The organism is Prevotella merdae, assembly GCF_900290275.1.
GTDB classification, from domain to species: Bacteria; Bacteroidota; Bacteroidia; order Bacteroidales; family Bacteroidaceae; genus Prevotella; species Prevotella merdae.
Genome location: NZ_LT985324.1, coordinates 719,901 through 734,905, shown reverse-complemented (window position 1 = coordinate 734,905; position 15,005 = coordinate 719,901). Strand labels below are relative to the sequence as shown.

The following is a 15,005-nucleotide window of genomic DNA, read 5'->3' as shown; positions in this document are numbered from 1 at the left end:
GGAACCATCCATAAAGGAGGTTCCCGTTTTTTTGTTTGTATAAATAAGTATTACATCTGTCGTTTAGAAAGATTAGCCATCATCACAGCACTAAGACCCGCTGTCTCAGTACGCAGTCGGCTGCGTCCAAGACTTATAGGTTCGTATCCATGCTTCATAGCAAGTCTAACCTCTGTTATAGAGAAGTCGCCTTCAGGTCCTACCAATATCGTTACAGGCTCTTCTACCGGAGTGTTCTGAAGCTCAAGCCACAAGTCCTTACGTTCAATCTCCTCATAACAGTGAGCTATAAACTTACGTCCCTCGCGTGGTTCTGAAACAAACTTGTCAAACGACATCATCTCGTTTACCTGAGGTTTCCATGCCTTATGACTTTGCTTCATAGCCGATACCACAATACGGTCGATACGGTCTGTACGTAATGTCTTACGCTCGGAGAACTGACAATCAAGAAAACTAATCTCGTCAAAACCAACCTCAGTAGCTTTTTCTGCCATCCACTCTATGCGATCCATCATCTTTGTAGGAGCAATGCCCAAGGCTATACGGCCATTCCACTCACGCTGGCAAGGCAATGTCTCCACAATATTATAAAGGCAATGCTTGTTTGACACCACGCTAACTTCTGAGTTAAACAAGCCACCCTCACCATCAACAAGAATCATCTGGTCGCCACATTGCAGGCGCAACACACGTGTTGCATGTTTGGCTTCTTCCTCTGGCAGTTCGCCAGCGGAAGAAGCATTTGGGACATAAAAATATCTAATTTCCTTCATTTACCAATATCTATCATTAAGCCTTCACTTCCTTCTTGGTGCGGAAGATAAAGGCAAACAAAACAGCTACGGTAAGGGCATACGCTGCAAATATAAACCAGCATGTCTGCCACTCGCCAACTGTGTAGAACTGTCCATCGATAAGCTCGCCATGTGTAAAGTGGTTTATTATCTTCTGTGCGGCTATAGTACCGATTGTGGCACCAATACCGTTGGTCATCAAGAAGAACACACCTTGCGCACTCGAACGGATATCGTCTGTGGTATTCTGTTCAACAAAGAGCGAACCGCTGATATTGAAGAAGTCGAATGCCACTCCATATACAATCATAGACAGAACAAACATCCATACACCCGAGCCTGGATTACCTACGCCGAACAATCCAAAGCGCAATACCCATGCAAACATTGCAATAAGCATCACATTCTTAATGCCATAGCGCTTCATAAAGAACGGAATAAGCAATATACAGATTGTCTCGCTTATCTGCGACAACGATATAAGGATGTTGGCATGCTGAACGCCAAACGTGTCGGCATACTCCTTAACAGCAGCAAAACTGCTGATAAACGGATTGGCAAAACTGTTTGTTATCTGCAAGCTTACACCAAGCAACATCGAGAATACAAAGAATATAGCCATTCGCTTCTGTTTGAACAGAGCGAAAGCTTTCAATCCGAAAGCCTCGGCAACCGACTTCTTCTCACCCTTAGCCGCAGTCTTGCAAGCAGGGAGTGTAAACGAATAAGCACATAATATAAAACCAAGCACACCTGATGTAACGAACTGCATCTGATTGACCTGGAAGCCCATTAGGTCGACAAACCACATTGTGCATATAAAGCCGATAGTACCAAACACACGTATTGGCGGAAAATCCTTAACAATATCCATTCCTGCCAATGCCAAACCATTATAGGCAACCGAGTTGGCAAGCGAAAGCGTTGGCATATAGAAAGCTACCGAAAGACCGTACAACAAGAAGGCGGTAGCAAAGGATGCATTTTGGCCCTCAGTATAGCCATACCACGACAGCATGAGCATAAACACACCAGCAAGAAGATGGCATATGCCGAACAACTTCTGTGCCTGAACCCAGCGGTCGGCTATAATGCCCATGATGGCAGGCATAAAGATAGACACAACGCCTTGCAAGGAATAGAAATAGCCGATTTCGGTACTCATTCCGATGTTTCCAAGATAACGGCCCATAGATGTCAAATAGGCTCCCCAGACAGCAAACTCCAAGAAGTTCATCACTGCCAAACGTACTTTCAAATTCATAATAGGTATTTAAGTAATTTTATTATCTTGCAAAGATACTATCTTTTTCAGAAAAAAGACAACATTAGACAATAAAATACACAAAATCAAAATGGGTGGAATAGGCATATTGATTAAAAATATCAAAAATAAATCTGTATCTTAGCACATATACGCATTTTAGCTTTGTCAATTCAAAAAAATATCGTACCTTTGCAAGGTTTTCGGGATATTACCGAAAGCATAATTCATGTTTATCACGCCGTAGAAAGTTTTAAGGTATACAAGATGAGACAACTTAAGATTCAAAAAAGTATTACAAACCGTTCCAGTGAAGCACTTGACAAGTATCTCGTTGAGATAGGTCGTGCCCCTCTGATTTCAATAGACGAAGAGATTGAGCTTGCGCAGAAGATCAAGAAAGGCGGTCCTGAAGGCGAACGTGCCAAGGACAAGCTTGTTACTGCTAACCTCCGTTTCGTTGTGTCTGTGGCAAAGCAATACCAGCATCAAGGCCTCACCCTTACTGACCTTATCGATGAGGGCAACATTGGTCTGATAAAGGCAGCACAGAAGTTTGACGAGACACGCGGTTTCAAGTTCATCTCATACGCTGTATGGTGGATTCGTCAGAGCATACTTCAGGCTATTGCCGAGCAGAGTCGTATTGTGCGCTTGCCACTCAACCAGGTTGGCTCTCTTAATAAAATCAACCACGAGATAAACAAATTTGAGCAAGAGAACCAGCGTCATCCGTCTGTATCAGAGCTTTCTGACGCAACAAAGATTGACGAGGAGAAGATTGGACAGAGCCTTATGGCAGATGGACACCATGTAAGTATCGATGCTCCTTTCCAGGATGGCGAGGACAATTGTATGCTTGATGTTATGCCTAGTGGTGATGACAGCCGTACCGACCGTCAGGTAGACCACGAGTCAATGGCACTTGAGCTCAACTCTGTACTTAACAAGGTATTGAAGGACCGCGAGATTACTATTATACGCGAATGTTTTGGTATTGGTTGCCATGAGAAAGGCCTTGAGGAAATAGGCGACCAACTTGGACTGACACGCGAACGTGTACGTCAGATTCGAGAGAAGAGTATTGCCAAGTTGCGCGATAGCGGCAACGCAAAAATACTCATGAAATACTTAGGCTAAATTTTAATTGTTCCCGTAAGTGCCGAACAGTTAGCTTCCGAACTGATTGTCACTTACAATATGAGCGCCATCGAAATAGGGATACACTCCCTGTTTCCTTGGCGTTTTTTTTATTCTCTTGAATCATTTATTGTAGTTCTTTTAAACCAAATCATATTTTTTTCGTCTATATATAATAAGGTGTACAAAACACCAGTATTAGCAGATTTTATTTAACTTAAAAACACCAGAATTATGAAAAGAACCATGAGAATTATGATGATTGCCATTTATTGCATTTTATCTTGCAATATCTTGGCCAGTGCTGGCAACGACAAGCCCATTTCTGTAACAATACTTCCAACAAAAGCACAGATCTTGCTAACCAACTATTTCGGCAATCAGAAGGTGGCGCTTGCTACTATTGAATCGGGCATTGTAAATAGAAGCTACGATGTAGTGCTGCAGAATGGTACAAAGCTTGAGTTCAACAAAAAGGGTGAACTTACAGAAGTTGACTGCAAGCAAGGAGTAGTGCCAGTTAAGTTGATACCGCTATCCATCAAGAACTATTTGCGGAACAACTATCCCGGGCAATCAGTAAAAAAGCTTGAGATAAAGAAAAACGAATACGAGGTAGAACTATCCAACGGCATAGATTTGACCTTCAACAAACATTTCCAGTTGATTGACATTGATTAGCACGTGCCAAAGTAAAGTCTTTATAAAAAGTAAGACGTTTTAGTTAAAGATTCGCAATAATTGGCTCGAAAAGCAGCGAAATCATAACATAATCTATATCTTTGTGTCTGAGATATGACACATAGATTATACTTATACCATAAGGCCCTTCGTTTATAGTAAGTTGTCTGCACCCCTCTACTGACAACTTATTATAAACGAATTATATATTTAATGGGCTTAATAATTTTATATTTTTTAGGTGCTCTGTCACTATCCTTTTTATGTTCCGTCCTTGAGGCGGTACTTCTATCCACTCCAATGTCGTTTATCTCGATGAAGGAGAGCCAAGGCAACAAGACTGCCTCTTTGATGAAACAGTACAAGAACAATGTAGACCGTCCTGTGGGCGCTATTCTTTCGCTCAACACCATTGCACATACCATAGGTTCGGCAGGTGTGGGTGCTGAGTCGATGAAGCTTTTTGGCGAAGAATACTTTGGATTAATATCCGCAATCCTTACATTATTGATTTTGGTACTTTCCGAAATCATACCTAAGACTATTGGTGCTTCATATTGGCGTTCGCTCGCCATACCATCCACAAAGGTAATACGAGTTCTCATCTTCATCACCTATCCATTGGTTCTGCTTTCCGAACTCATCACCAAGGTATTTACACCTAAGAACCATCAAGCTTCGGTTAGTCGTGAGGAAGTATCGGCAATGGTAGATGTAGGTACAACGGAGGGCATCTTCCGCGAGTCGGAAAGCAAGATTATCAAGAGTTGTATCCGTTTGGCTGGAGTAAAGGCAAGGGAGGTTATGACACCTTCCATAGTGGTTGAAACAACCAATGTAAACATGACCATCAAGGAGTTTTACGAGCAGCAGACATGGAACTTCTCTCGCATTCCGGTATACGACAAGAGCAAGGAATACATCATAGGTTATGTGCTTAAGGATATGGTTCTGAAACAACTGTCGGATGATAAATTCGACACCAAGCTATCCGACCTTATGCGCCCTATCCTATCTTTCAACGAGGATGACTCTGTATATCAGATATGGGAGAAAATGCTTGAGAAGCGCGAGCATATCTCCATAATCGTTGACGAGTATGGTTGCCTACGTGGTGTTGTTTCTATGGAAGACGTGATAGAGACAATGACAGGCGTGGAAATAGTTGACGAAGACGACGTGGCTGTAGACATGCAGGCTTTCGCTAAGGAAAAGTCGCGCATGATGTTAAAGAAATAAGCGATATATGAAAAATGTTATCTGCATACAACATTACAGTTCCCCATGTGGAACGCTTGTTTTAGCATCTTTTGCCGATAAACTGTGCCTTTGCGATTGGAGCAACAATTCTCTTGCCGAGCGTAACAAACGTCGGATAGCAGAATATCTACAAGCATCTTTCAAGACAGAGACTTCCTCTGTCTTGGAAGAAACCAAAAGACAACTCAACGAATACTTCTTAGGCCATCGCACATCTTTTGACATTCCATTACATCTGATAGGTACTGATTTTCAGCAACGAGTATGGAACGAATTGCTTAATATACCATACGCAACAACAAAAAGCTACAAGGAAATAGCCTTAAGCATAAGTAAGCCTAAAGCCATAAGAGCTGTGGCTGGCGCAATAGGAGCCAACGGCATAAGCATCCTCATTCCTTGTCATCGCGTTGTTGGCAGCGACAATTCCTTGACTGGATATGCTGGAGGATTGGGAGCTAAGAGAATGTTGCTTGGATTAGAAAATGCCAAGTCATTTTACTAAAGCGCAGAAGTTGTAGGATGTAAACATTACGAGTACTCGCCCGCATTAAGCAAGACTTAAGAGGTATCTTTTGTTCTTAAAACAGCTAACTCATTACAATCCAGCAAATCTGAAAGATATAAAATACATATAGTATCTGTTATTAGTTGATTGTCAGTATTATACGCTCTAAACGATAGAAAAGTGACAGTGTGGATTCTGTGTAGATACAAAAAAGTGAAGATTTAACGTATTTAACCTCCATTTACATCATTTCCAGTGTCTGAGTATAGTATTTCTATCATTTCGTTGGCTATTTTGTGGTCAGCGATTCGCATAACATTGTTTGTTTCCGAATTGTAACCAAAGAAGTTTATGTTCCCATACCAGACAATAGATTTGTCAATGATGGCGCATTGCAGAGTTTGTTCCTTGTTGCACACCACATCCATTCCTGTATTTTTAAGTTCTATCTCATTAACCCCTTCCTCTTTGATATGTACAGCCACAGTAACGCCATTATGAATAATGTTTGCAAGTGTTGACATGATAACTGGCTTGTATTTGAACTTTACTTTTGGGACTGCGATGATGACAGAGTACTGGGCTTTTGCCAAATCATTCCGAAATGTCGCTTCGTAATTGTTTCGTTCGTATATCAGCTCTTGGGGATTTTTGTCAAGTGTGGATGATGTCACATACTTTCCGTATCCTGCTCTTAAATACCCTTTCAGCCGTTTACGATACATAGAGTCACAAAGTGGGACATGAACATCCACATAATCATAAATACGCACTTCGTTCTTTCCTGCGTATTCCCTATGCAAACGCCCAGCATATTGCTCCACATTTCCCATTGGTCGGCATACGCATTGAAGTCTTCATCAACGAACACACTGTTCCCTTTGCGTCGAGCCATACCTTGCAATGGCAAGGCTACAAGATTGCCCAGTCCTCCTTCGGGCAAGGTATCTTGGTTTGGAAAGAAACGGTCGTATGACTTGAAAGACAGATGAGCGTCACAACTCATCGCCTCTGTAAGAATGGCATTTTCCAACTTGCGTGCCTTGAAAGCAGTTACTGGTGTATCAAAGAAAATCCATACGTGAGCACCATTGCCAGAACGTGAGCGTTCGATGTAGCAAGGTACATTCCAAGTTTTGCAAACATTTACAAAGGCAAGTACATCATTCTTGTAGCCATGCTCGCAACTCTTGTCATCAAAGTCTGTACAAAGGAAACTGCAAGTGTTGTCCTTTCGTATTGGATAAAGTCCTATAACATCACGTCCCCATGCATCCTTTCCTGCAAGATGATTGAAAAAGTCGTTGTATGCCAAAGGAGCGAATTGCCTGTTGGGACAATCCGCACATTTGTACTTTCGCTTGTCGCAAAATTCACGATTCCATTCACTCGTGCATACAGGTTGGTAGCCTGACTTTTGAGTCGTACTACTGTACCAACGCTTGGCAAAGACATCATCACGACCTTGAAAAACACTACGAAATAGCGCAACCTTTTCCTGTAGACTCAGCTTTGAATCTGTATGGAATATGGCATGTAGGCTTTCTTTCGTTGTGACATTAGGCTCGGTTACAATGTATGGTATTCCATGCACATCAAGAATTTTTCTTAACCTGGCATTTTCTTTCTCTAATTCTTGAAGCTTGGCAATAAGCTCATTTGCATTTATTTGTTTGCCTGTATCCATAGCGGTTCTTGTTCCCAACCAACAGGAAATCCAAGAGCTGCCAGGTCTATCTCTGGAAACTTGCTGAACAAACTGTGCATTTTGTCAAGCAAGTCATTGTTGGGAGAGATGATGTCAAGGAAATACTTGATGATGCACATGTTATAATAGATTCTTCGCTTGTCCGCAGGAATAGTAATCCAAGGACGAGTCATGCCTCTCATATCATTTGGAATAATCTTGTTGACTTTGTTCCAAACACGAGCGTGATGACAACAAGCGTTGCGAGTAAGCGTAAGCACAGAAAGCCAAGACTCAAACACTGGAGCATGAAGGCAGAAACGCTTGGCGATCTGCTTTTTGAGTCCTTTATCTTTCAAGTTCCTGTAGTACATATTCACGTTACCCATTGGGAGAAGTTCACCAAGAATCCATGCTGGTGGAAAAGGTTCTGTATATGTTCTTTTGAAGTGTTCTATAAAGTCTTCAGTAGAACGTTCATACTCCTTCGACAACATTGCCATACTATTGACGAAAATGGACTGATCACGAAAATGTGCTGAATTGGTAAGCCAATATATATCACCAGTCCGTTCAGCCGTCATATTCATTACGGCTTCTCTTACAGCAATTTCGATCTTCTCAATCTCGTTAAAAAGGAGTAAGCGCAACTTTTTGTCAAAGCGATAAAGCATCATCACTTTGTTAAATGTAGCACCTTCCTTATACAGATGAAGAATCTTTGGAGTCTTCAACAAAGGATGCATATACGCAGACAATCGATAATAGCCAATGCTCTCCAAATACAATTGAGCCTTTTGCCTATCATTGATTATCAATCCACGATTTTCCAATAAGGTTACAAGTTCTCGTGGAGTCTTGAAATCTTTTCCAAAAATTCTCTTTGTCATAGCTTATAAACAAAAAAGCCCAGCCTATTTAAGCATTGTAAAGAGGCTCGGCTGGAACTAACGCTGCAAAAATACAAATAATCGTTGAGAATATAAACTTTTTGGCAAGAAAAATTATGCCAAAGTGGAATCCTTTGATATATTTATATTTAATAATGTTAAATCGGGACTTAAAATCATACTTTACCAGCCAAACAAAGTGGTTTCCAATATAAAAGTGTTACCTTCGTAACGTCTATACCCATACCGAAAGCCCCGATGGGCAGAGGTTGGGCAGACATATATACATATAAGGCGTAACTGTACGCTTTGGTTTTGACTGTGTAAGAACTTCGCAAACTCTCAACTGCTAGTCAAGAACAAAGCAACGGGAACGCCTCATGAGGTGTATTGTATACAGCCCTTATTGGCTTTGAATGATTCTAATTCGTAAGTTGGTCAGCACATCCGTTTGAGCCACTGAGCGAAACATATGTGCTATCATAATAATATACACTTAATGGGATTGGAAAAACCTAACAAAGTTTGTTTAGGCTTCAATTTCACTGCTCGGTGGAGTTGTGCCACCACTGGTAGTACCTCCTGTTGAGCCTCCAGTAGAACCTCCACCTGTCGTTCCGCCTGTTGTACCACTTGTCTGAGTAGAGCCAGGCTTCTGACCTATAACTTCGCGTTTGTAGTGAACAATCTCTGTATTTACATAGTCAATAAAGCCAAGATACTTGCTGTCGCCCTCTATCAAAGCATAAGCATTCACAAACTTCACCAACTGGCGGTAAGCCTCATCGCTTGCCTTGCGTGATGCTTTTAATGCACCAACAGCCTTTGCCATACGTTCGTCTGTGCGTGTTGCTGTCAATGTGCGTACTTTTTCGTTGGCTGCTTTCAGAGCTGTAACGAACGCACCAAGTGAAAGTGTCTGAACTTCGCTTGAATACTTCTTTTCCAAGTCATCGATAAAATTCATCAACAATCCCGTTTCCTTGTCGAGTTGCATCTTTGGGTCGATGGCATAGTCCTTGATGTGTTGCGTCAGTACCTTTGCTGCTTTTGCTATATTCTCCACAGGCAGATTCCTGAAGCCATTAACAGCCTTTTTGTAACCGCTGTAAAGTCCGTCACGCTCAGCATCGACTGTAGCGATATCATCGGTCAGTATACTTTTTTGCGAGATTTTCAAGTCCTCGTCCTCTTTTTCCTTGGCGGCCTTTAGCGAGACAATCTGTGCGCTGAGTTTACTCTTTACAGTCGCATCGGCCTCAGCACGTGCCAACACGTTTGAAATGAACAGAAAATGTGCGCCGTTGTTTAGACGCTCCAAGCTAAGAGTTCCTATTTCGCTCATAGTTTGATAAAAGTTTTAAGATGAAAACTGTGGAAACTCCGTTTTCTGTTGCGTTAAATAGATTGTTTATGCCATCTCTACGTTGTTTCCGATAATAATTCTCATGGAATCAGTCGTGCACGTTGTTTCCTTACTCTCTCCTTTGGGTTTGGTCGCAAAAACAGCGTTTCTTGCACCATTCCGTATGGAGTAATGCAAGAAACGCTGTTTCTGCCGTCTTCCGATAATGAATTATACAATCTTCATGCCACAAACCCTTACCGACATATTTCATGCCATCGTTGACACGGTTTCTTGTATCATGCACTATGGATTTGACATATTGTCTGATGTTTTCGGTCATTATAGCGGCATCATTGGACTAAAATTTCTGTTTTTTGAAAACGATAACTAATAATGTCTTTATTCTTATTGATTTTTAGTAACTTTGCAACGCATTCGCAATAAATGCGTTTGCAAAACATACATAAGGCGTCATCAACGCTTTGTTCATTGATTGTTCTGAACGTAGGAAATTCAAAATGGTTATCAATGACATTGCAGAGAAGATGTCACGGGTAGGTTGTATAATCAACCCTCGTAGTGTGCCAAGGAGGATTTACCTCATCGGCACACTTTTCGGGGTTATGTATAACATTCAGCGTGAGATTCTATCTGTTCGTCATTAACCATAGGTTTCCTACGACCAAGAATGAGTGGCGAGCAAGTGTAGAGTCTCACGTTTTTGTTATGATTGATAATCGAGTATTAACCCTAAAATTATTCCTTATGAGAAAATTTTTATTAACTTTTGTTCTAAACTTATTTACCATAATAGTAACAGCCTCGGTTCAATATAACGGACTAAATTATGAGCTTAATTGTTCAAAGAACACTGCTACAGTTCTTAAAAGCGAAAGTGCAGAGAATCTAATTATTCCTGAAACTATTATTATTGAAGGTAAAGAGTACATTGTTACTGGTATCGATAATAATGCTTTCCAAGGATGTAGCCAATTAGTGTCTGTCACAATTCCTAAAACTATAAAAAATATAGGAACAAGAGCTTTTCAGACTGGAAAGGTTGTTGACATATACATTAAAGACCTTTCGGCATGGTGCAATATTACACATAAATATCTGCATCATACTACAAGTGGTCAATATATATATGAACCTATTGCTGACTATCGTCTTTTCTTAAATAATTCAGAAATAACTTCACTTGAAATTCCAAGCGAGATAACATATCTTAAAACTAACTGCTTTTCTGGTTGCAAAAGCATTTCTACAGTTGTAATGAACGACAAACTAAATTATATTGGAGATTATGCATTCTATAAATGTGATGGATTATCGACAATAGAGTTTAGTAATAATGTCACAAATATTGGAGAGTACTGTTTCTGCGATTGTCGTTTGTTAGAAAACATAAAGCTACCAAGATTCTTAGAAACTCTAAAAATAGGAGCACTACAAAACACAAACATAAATGAAATAACGATACCTGGTAGCGTAACAGAAATAGGTTCTGGATGTTTTCGTTTTTGTATTTAGCCCCTTATAACTAACCACAACTTACTATGACTAACCAAACATAAAGCCTTGATTTTCAATACTATTTGATTTTTTAACACTTTCTGAGTGTTTTTTGGCAGTTCCCGATTTTCCACATATTTTTGCAACGTATTTCTACCGTGGAGAATTTGCGGAGCTTTTATTTTGTCATATCGTGAACGTAGTTGACAAGGGTTTACGAGTGACTACAATGGATGACATATTTGAAGCTGATAGGCAAAAAGCGTAATATCGTGGACTGGGTTGACAAAGGTTGTCAATGGTTCACTTCCGTTTACTCCATCGGTGGAATACTCAAAGTATGTAGAACATAGCAATATCAAAGAGTATGAGACCGACAAGAAAATGTGAATTTTGTGGCAAGACATTCGTGCCAAGGAGCGGTATGCAGAAATACTGTTCCGAGGAATGTCAGGCAGAGGCAAAACGTCTTAGGAAGAAAAGACAGCAGGACTTGATTAACGGTATTGAACCTATCATGGATCTGCAACATCAGGAGTATCTTACCTTCTCCAAAGCTGCCATTCTGATGGGATGCACCCGACAGTATATCTACAAACTTGTGGCTAACGGCAAGTTGAAGGCTTCACGGTTGAGCAACCGAATGGCATTCGTAAGAAAGGCTGATATAGAGAAAATGTTTGAGGGTAATCCTTACAAGCGTGTGGTTCCAGCAAGCAAGAGTAAGCCCAGTAAGAAGGCAAAAAAAGAAAAGCCAACACAAAACCTGGAACCAATAAAAGGGAAAGTGGAGAATGAGGTGCTTGACTATTATTCGGGCGAGGAAGTGATGTCCATTTATAAGGTCAAGAAGTCTTGGCTCTACACTTCCGCCAAGCGCAACCAGATACCGATGTGCCGTATCGCTGGCAAGAACTATTACAGCAAACGACATATTGATGAGTTCTTCGGTACTGCCGTTGACCTCAACAGTATCACGGAATGGGTGACGGCTGATGATGTAGAGGAAGCCTTTAGCATGAGCAAGTCGGCACTCAGGGCATACACTTACCGCCATAAGATACCGACCAAGCGAGAATACGGACGTACCTATTATTCCAAGGAGCATCTTGAAGAACTGCGCAGGACTGACCTCATGAGCGATGACAACTATTATACCACCGAACAGGTGCAGCAGTTGTATGGTCTGGCAAGTGCCAACATCTGCCATATCGTGAGAGTTCACCATATCAGTAAGGTAAAAGTGGGTGTAAAGAACCTGCTTTTGAAGACGGATGTGGAGCGTGCAATGGCAGAAAGGACAGCAAAAGGACTGTGATTTCAAATGATTTCAGCATTATCCATCAATGACTGCAAATAATGGGAGTCACGGAAGTATCATTCAGTTATTTTGCAGCCGTGAAGATACACTTCACCACGAATAATCATCAATAATACATATCAGTTATGAGCAACATTTGCAAGACCGTATCATTGCGTACACGCAAAATCAAGGACGGACACATGCTGTCCTATTATCTTGACTATTATCCAGGCTATCGTGACGAGAGCACGATGAAAGTCATTCGCCATGAGTCGCTTGGCATCTACATCTATGCCAAGCCAAAGAACCAGATGGAACAGAAGTACAACCTCAACCTTATGGCAAGAGCCGAGGCGATACGCTGCCGTCGCTTCGAGGCTATCGTCAACGAGCGTTACGACTTCTTCGACAAGGAGAAAATGAAGGGAGATTTCCTTGCCTACTTCAAGAGACTGGCAGACAAGAAGAACTCCAAGTGGCAGCACGTCTATATGCACTTTCGTACATTCACGCAAGGCAAGTGTACCTTCGGTGAGATAAACGTGGACTTGTGCAACAGATTTCGTGAGTATCTGCTGACAGCACCACAGGGACTGCATAAGAACAGAAAGCTACATATCAACTCGGCAGCCAACTACTGGTCAACTTTCCGTGCTTCAATACATACAGCCTATCGTGACCGCAAGATAAAGGAAAATCCGAACGGCTTCTTGGAGCGTATCGAGACAATCCCGACAGACAAGGAGCATCTTTCACAGGACGAGGTTATCCGCTTGGCATCCACACCATGCTCCGCCCCAGCATTGAAGCGAGCCTTCCTGTTCTCTTGCCTAACGGCATTGCGAAAGAGCGACATCAAGAAACTCACTTGGGAGGAAATACAGCCATACGGCAGCGATGGTGTGATGTATGTCACCACACGAATGCAGAAGACAAAAGACATCGTGCATAACCCAATCAGTGAGGAAGCCTTGGAACTGATAGGCTATTCACCAGATAAACGAGGCAAGGTGTTCCCTGATTTCAAAGACTCCATGACGCAGGCACCATTGAAGAACTGGCTGAAAGATGCAGAGATAACCAAGCATATAACTTTCCACTGCAGCAGGCACAGCTTCGCCTGTCTCCAGCTCGACGCAGGAACAAGCATTATGGTGGTGCAGCGTTACCTCGGTCATAAAAATGTTACGACAACAGAGGTCTATGCCAAGATTTCCGATGCTCAGAAGCGTGCTTCGATGGGCTGCATCACATTGAAGAAATAAGGTTCATCCGACATTTCGAGTGATACAAATAGTAACTCAATATTTAACAGTCAGCATCCGAAATCAAAAAAACATTCTGTTTTAGTCGAAATACTAAAACAGAATGGACTGGTTGATGCCTATAATTATTGCCGTGGAGAGGACGAAGGTCTTGAAAGCATTCCAACTTTCTATTTGCAAAGAAATAAAGAGAAACCGTACCATTTGGATCATGACTATTGGCTGACTTTAAGTGACCATATTCCAGTAATTGTTGAAATAAAATAAAGAAGCAATATGAAAATAGTTTTGATTGTTTATGCCGTATCATGGCTTATCCTTCTTGCCATTTAAGGTGTACTAATGTGTCCTGTAATCACGTTGTAGTTCCAAGTCGTAGGGAATATAACCTCCATTGCACACAACACGTTCATGTATACCTCGTGTGTGCAATTTCTGAGAAGTTATTGATATTCGGTAATATCCGTTTGGAATAGAGATTGATTTTCTTGAATTCCCAGATATACTCACATAACCTTTTGCAAAAGTTCCATCGTAGTTTAATTCTGCTGGATAAGAGGATCGGTTAATTACCTCAATGGTTGTAGTCCCATCAAAATTTGAGGTGATTCTATACGAATCATACTTAGGGTCGAAGTCATCATTAAGAATTATTCTACGCGCCTCATATTCATGTAAGCCACGGGGGAATCTGCTTAAATATACATTAGAGAGGTATATGGAGTCCAACAATATTACACGATTCCATGCGCTATCATCAGTATCCCATTTTGAGAATTCTTTATCTATTGTCTCTTGTGGAGCATGTTCTAAGAAATTCTTCAAGGTTACAACCGACTGGAAATTTGACCAGCTATTAATATCCGCAGATTTATCATAAATGTTATAAATAGACGCAAGCTCTCTTTTAACATCCTTTTTTATTTTGAGGACAAATTCCAAATTTTCATCATTATATTGGTTTAAGAATGCACATTTACCATTGAGGGATGAATCATAGAACTTTTCAAAAACGATTTGAATTTGTTCTTCTTTATCTTTTTCTGAAAGATCCGAAAAACTTCCACAAATTCTCATTAGAGATAAGTTGTTCGTTTCACTCTTGGAAGATTCTTGTTTTACAATTTCTTTAAATTGCAGAAGTTCTTTTTGGTGTTGGGCAAAATCCCGTATGCAATAACCTAAGATTGGAGATAAAATAAGAATAGATAATACAAAGGACGTTGATTTCCATTCTTTCTTATTGAAAAAATAATCGTATGTACATAAAGCACGAATTGCAGCGAATCCTGCTGCAATATAGAAAAGGAATCCTACCAAATTTATTACTGAATAAAAGAAATTCAT

The 15,005-nt window shown here is 40.9% G+C and carries 13 protein-coding genes and 1 pseudogene; 7 read left to right on the top strand and 7 right to left on the bottom strand.

The features are described from left to right. Window positions 1-50: 50 nt before the first annotated feature. Together C9991_RS09620 and C9991_RS09615 are read right to left on the bottom strand one after the other, a co-directional pair. Window positions 51-776, bottom strand: a complete 726-nt coding sequence (locus C9991_RS09620; protein WP_106812318.1) for a 16S rRNA (uracil(1498)-N(3))-methyltransferase — start codon at window positions 774-776, stop codon at window positions 51-53. A 16-nt stretch (window positions 777-792) separates the two neighbouring features. Beyond that, window positions 793-2,061 (bottom strand): MFS transporter, encoded by a 1,269-nt coding sequence (locus tag C9991_RS09615; RefSeq protein ID WP_106812317.1) that lies wholly within the window; start codon window positions 2,059-2,061, stop codon window positions 793-795. A gap of 267 nt (window positions 2,062-2,328) precedes the next feature. Here C9991_RS09615 and C9991_RS09610 point away from each other — a divergent pair, with 267 nt between their 5' ends. The 4 genes from C9991_RS09610 (at window position 2,329) to C9991_RS09595 (ending at window position 5,647) form a co-directional block, all read left to right on the top strand. After that, entirely contained in the window at window positions 2,329-3,201 is an 873-nt protein-coding gene (locus tag C9991_RS09610; protein ID WP_106812316.1) for a sigma-70 family RNA polymerase sigma factor, read from the top strand. Window positions 3,202-3,435: 234 nt separating this feature from the next. Next, window positions 3,436-3,882: a PepSY-like domain-containing protein gene (locus C9991_RS09605; protein ID WP_198643777.1), complete on the top strand. Its 447-nt coding sequence runs from the start codon at window positions 3,436-3,438 to the stop codon at window positions 3,880-3,882. A 213-nt stretch (window positions 3,883-4,095) separates the two neighbouring features. Beyond that, window positions 4,096-5,121 carry a CNNM domain-containing protein gene (locus tag C9991_RS09600; RefSeq protein WP_106812315.1) on the top strand — a complete coding sequence of 342 codons (1,026 nt, stop codon included), beginning with the start codon at window positions 4,096-4,098 and terminating at the stop codon, window positions 5,119-5,121. Between the two features lie 7 nt (window positions 5,122-5,128). Continuing rightward, complete coding sequence (locus tag C9991_RS09595) at window positions 5,129-5,647, top strand: methylated-DNA--[protein]-cysteine S-methyltransferase (protein ID WP_106812314.1); 519 nt, start codon at window positions 5,129-5,131, stop codon at window positions 5,645-5,647. 233 nt (window positions 5,648-5,880) lie between these two features. On the opposite strand, the gene C9991_RS17075 is transcribed toward C9991_RS09595, so the two are convergent. The 4 genes and pseudogenes from C9991_RS17075 to C9991_RS09580 all read right to left on the bottom strand — a co-directional run bounded on the left by C9991_RS17075 (window position 5,881) and on the right by C9991_RS09580 (window position 9,572). Continuing rightward, window positions 5,881-6,174, bottom strand: a complete 294-nt coding sequence (locus tag C9991_RS17075) for a phospholipase D-like domain-containing protein (RefSeq protein ID WP_232823295.1) — start codon at window positions 6,172-6,174, stop codon at window positions 5,881-5,883. Between the two features lie 305 nt (window positions 6,175-6,479). Then, window positions 6,480-7,337, bottom strand: a pseudogene (locus C9991_RS09590) (TOTE conflict system archaeo-eukaryotic primase domain-containing protein); the annotation flags it as partial. After that, on the bottom strand, window positions 7,316-8,227 hold the full coding sequence (locus tag C9991_RS09585) for an Abi family protein (protein WP_106812313.1): 912 nt from the start codon (window positions 8,225-8,227) through the stop codon (window positions 7,316-7,318). The pseudogene C9991_RS09590 and the gene C9991_RS09585, both read right to left, overlap by 22 nt. 529 nt (window positions 8,228-8,756) lie before the next feature. Next, complete coding sequence (locus C9991_RS09580) at window positions 8,757-9,572, bottom strand: DUF6261 family protein (RefSeq protein WP_198643776.1); 816 nt, start codon at window positions 9,570-9,572, stop codon at window positions 8,757-8,759. Between the two features lie 768 nt (window positions 9,573-10,340). On the opposite strand from C9991_RS09580, the gene C9991_RS09575 reads away from it, so the two are divergent. From C9991_RS09575 to C9991_RS09565, 3 genes are all read left to right on the top strand, one after another. After that, on the top strand, window positions 10,341-11,108 hold the full coding sequence (locus tag C9991_RS09575) for a leucine-rich repeat domain-containing protein (RefSeq protein WP_198643775.1): 768 nt from the start codon (window positions 10,341-10,343) through the stop codon (window positions 11,106-11,108). A 349-nt stretch (window positions 11,109-11,457) separates the two neighbouring features. Further along, complete coding sequence (locus C9991_RS09570; protein ID WP_106812311.1) at window positions 11,458-12,408, top strand: helix-turn-helix domain-containing protein; 951 nt, start codon at window positions 11,458-11,460, stop codon at window positions 12,406-12,408. 128 nt (window positions 12,409-12,536) lie between these two features. Next, entirely contained in the window at window positions 12,537-13,658 is a 1,122-nt protein-coding gene (locus C9991_RS09565; protein WP_106812310.1) for a site-specific integrase, read from the top strand. A gap of 339 nt (window positions 13,659-13,997) precedes the next feature. Here C9991_RS09565 and C9991_RS09560 read toward each other — a convergent pair whose 3' ends face one another. Next, window positions 13,998-15,005, bottom strand: coding sequence for a hypothetical protein (locus C9991_RS09560; RefSeq protein WP_106812309.1), 1,008 nt, complete (start codon window positions 15,003-15,005; stop codon window positions 13,998-14,000).

Bases quoted from the DNA above. Each gene is read 5' to 3' on its own strand.
- C9991_RS09620 (WP_106812318.1), bottom strand. From the start codon at position 776: ATGAAGGAAATTAGATATTTTTATGTCCCAAATGCTTCTTCCGCTGGC.
- C9991_RS09615 (WP_106812317.1), bottom strand. From the start codon at position 2,061: ATGAATTTGAAAGTACGTTTGGCAGTGATGAACTTCTTGGAGTTTGCT.
- C9991_RS09610 (WP_106812316.1), top strand. From the start codon at position 2,329: ATGAGACAACTTAAGATTCAAAAAAGTATTACAAACCGTTCCAGTGAA.
- C9991_RS09605 (WP_198643777.1), top strand. From the start codon at position 3,436: ATGAAAAGAACCATGAGAATTATGATGATTGCCATTTATTGCATTTTA.
- C9991_RS09600 (WP_106812315.1), top strand. From the start codon at position 4,096: ATGGGCTTAATAATTTTATATTTTTTAGGTGCTCTGTCACTATCCTTT.
- C9991_RS09595 (WP_106812314.1), top strand. From the start codon at position 5,129: ATGAAAAATGTTATCTGCATACAACATTACAGTTCCCCATGTGGAACG.
- C9991_RS17075 (WP_232823295.1), bottom strand. From the start codon at position 6,174: ATGTCAACACTTGCAAACATTATTCATAATGGCGTTACTGTGGCTGTA.
- C9991_RS09585 (WP_106812313.1), bottom strand. From the start codon at position 8,227: ATGACAAAGAGAATTTTTGGAAAAGATTTCAAGACTCCACGAGAACTT.
- C9991_RS09580 (WP_198643776.1), bottom strand. From the start codon at position 9,572: ATGAGCGAAATAGGAACTCTTAGCTTGGAGCGTCTAAACAACGGCGCA.
- C9991_RS09575 (WP_198643775.1), top strand. From the start codon at position 10,341: ATGAGAAAATTTTTATTAACTTTTGTTCTAAACTTATTTACCATAATA.
- C9991_RS09570 (WP_106812311.1), top strand. From the start codon at position 11,458: ATGAGACCGACAAGAAAATGTGAATTTTGTGGCAAGACATTCGTGCCA.
- C9991_RS09565 (WP_106812310.1), top strand. From the start codon at position 12,537: ATGAGCAACATTTGCAAGACCGTATCATTGCGTACACGCAAAATCAAG.
- C9991_RS09560 (WP_106812309.1), bottom strand. From the start codon at position 15,005: ATGAATTTCTTTTATTCAGTAATAAATTTGGTAGGATTCCTTTTCTAT.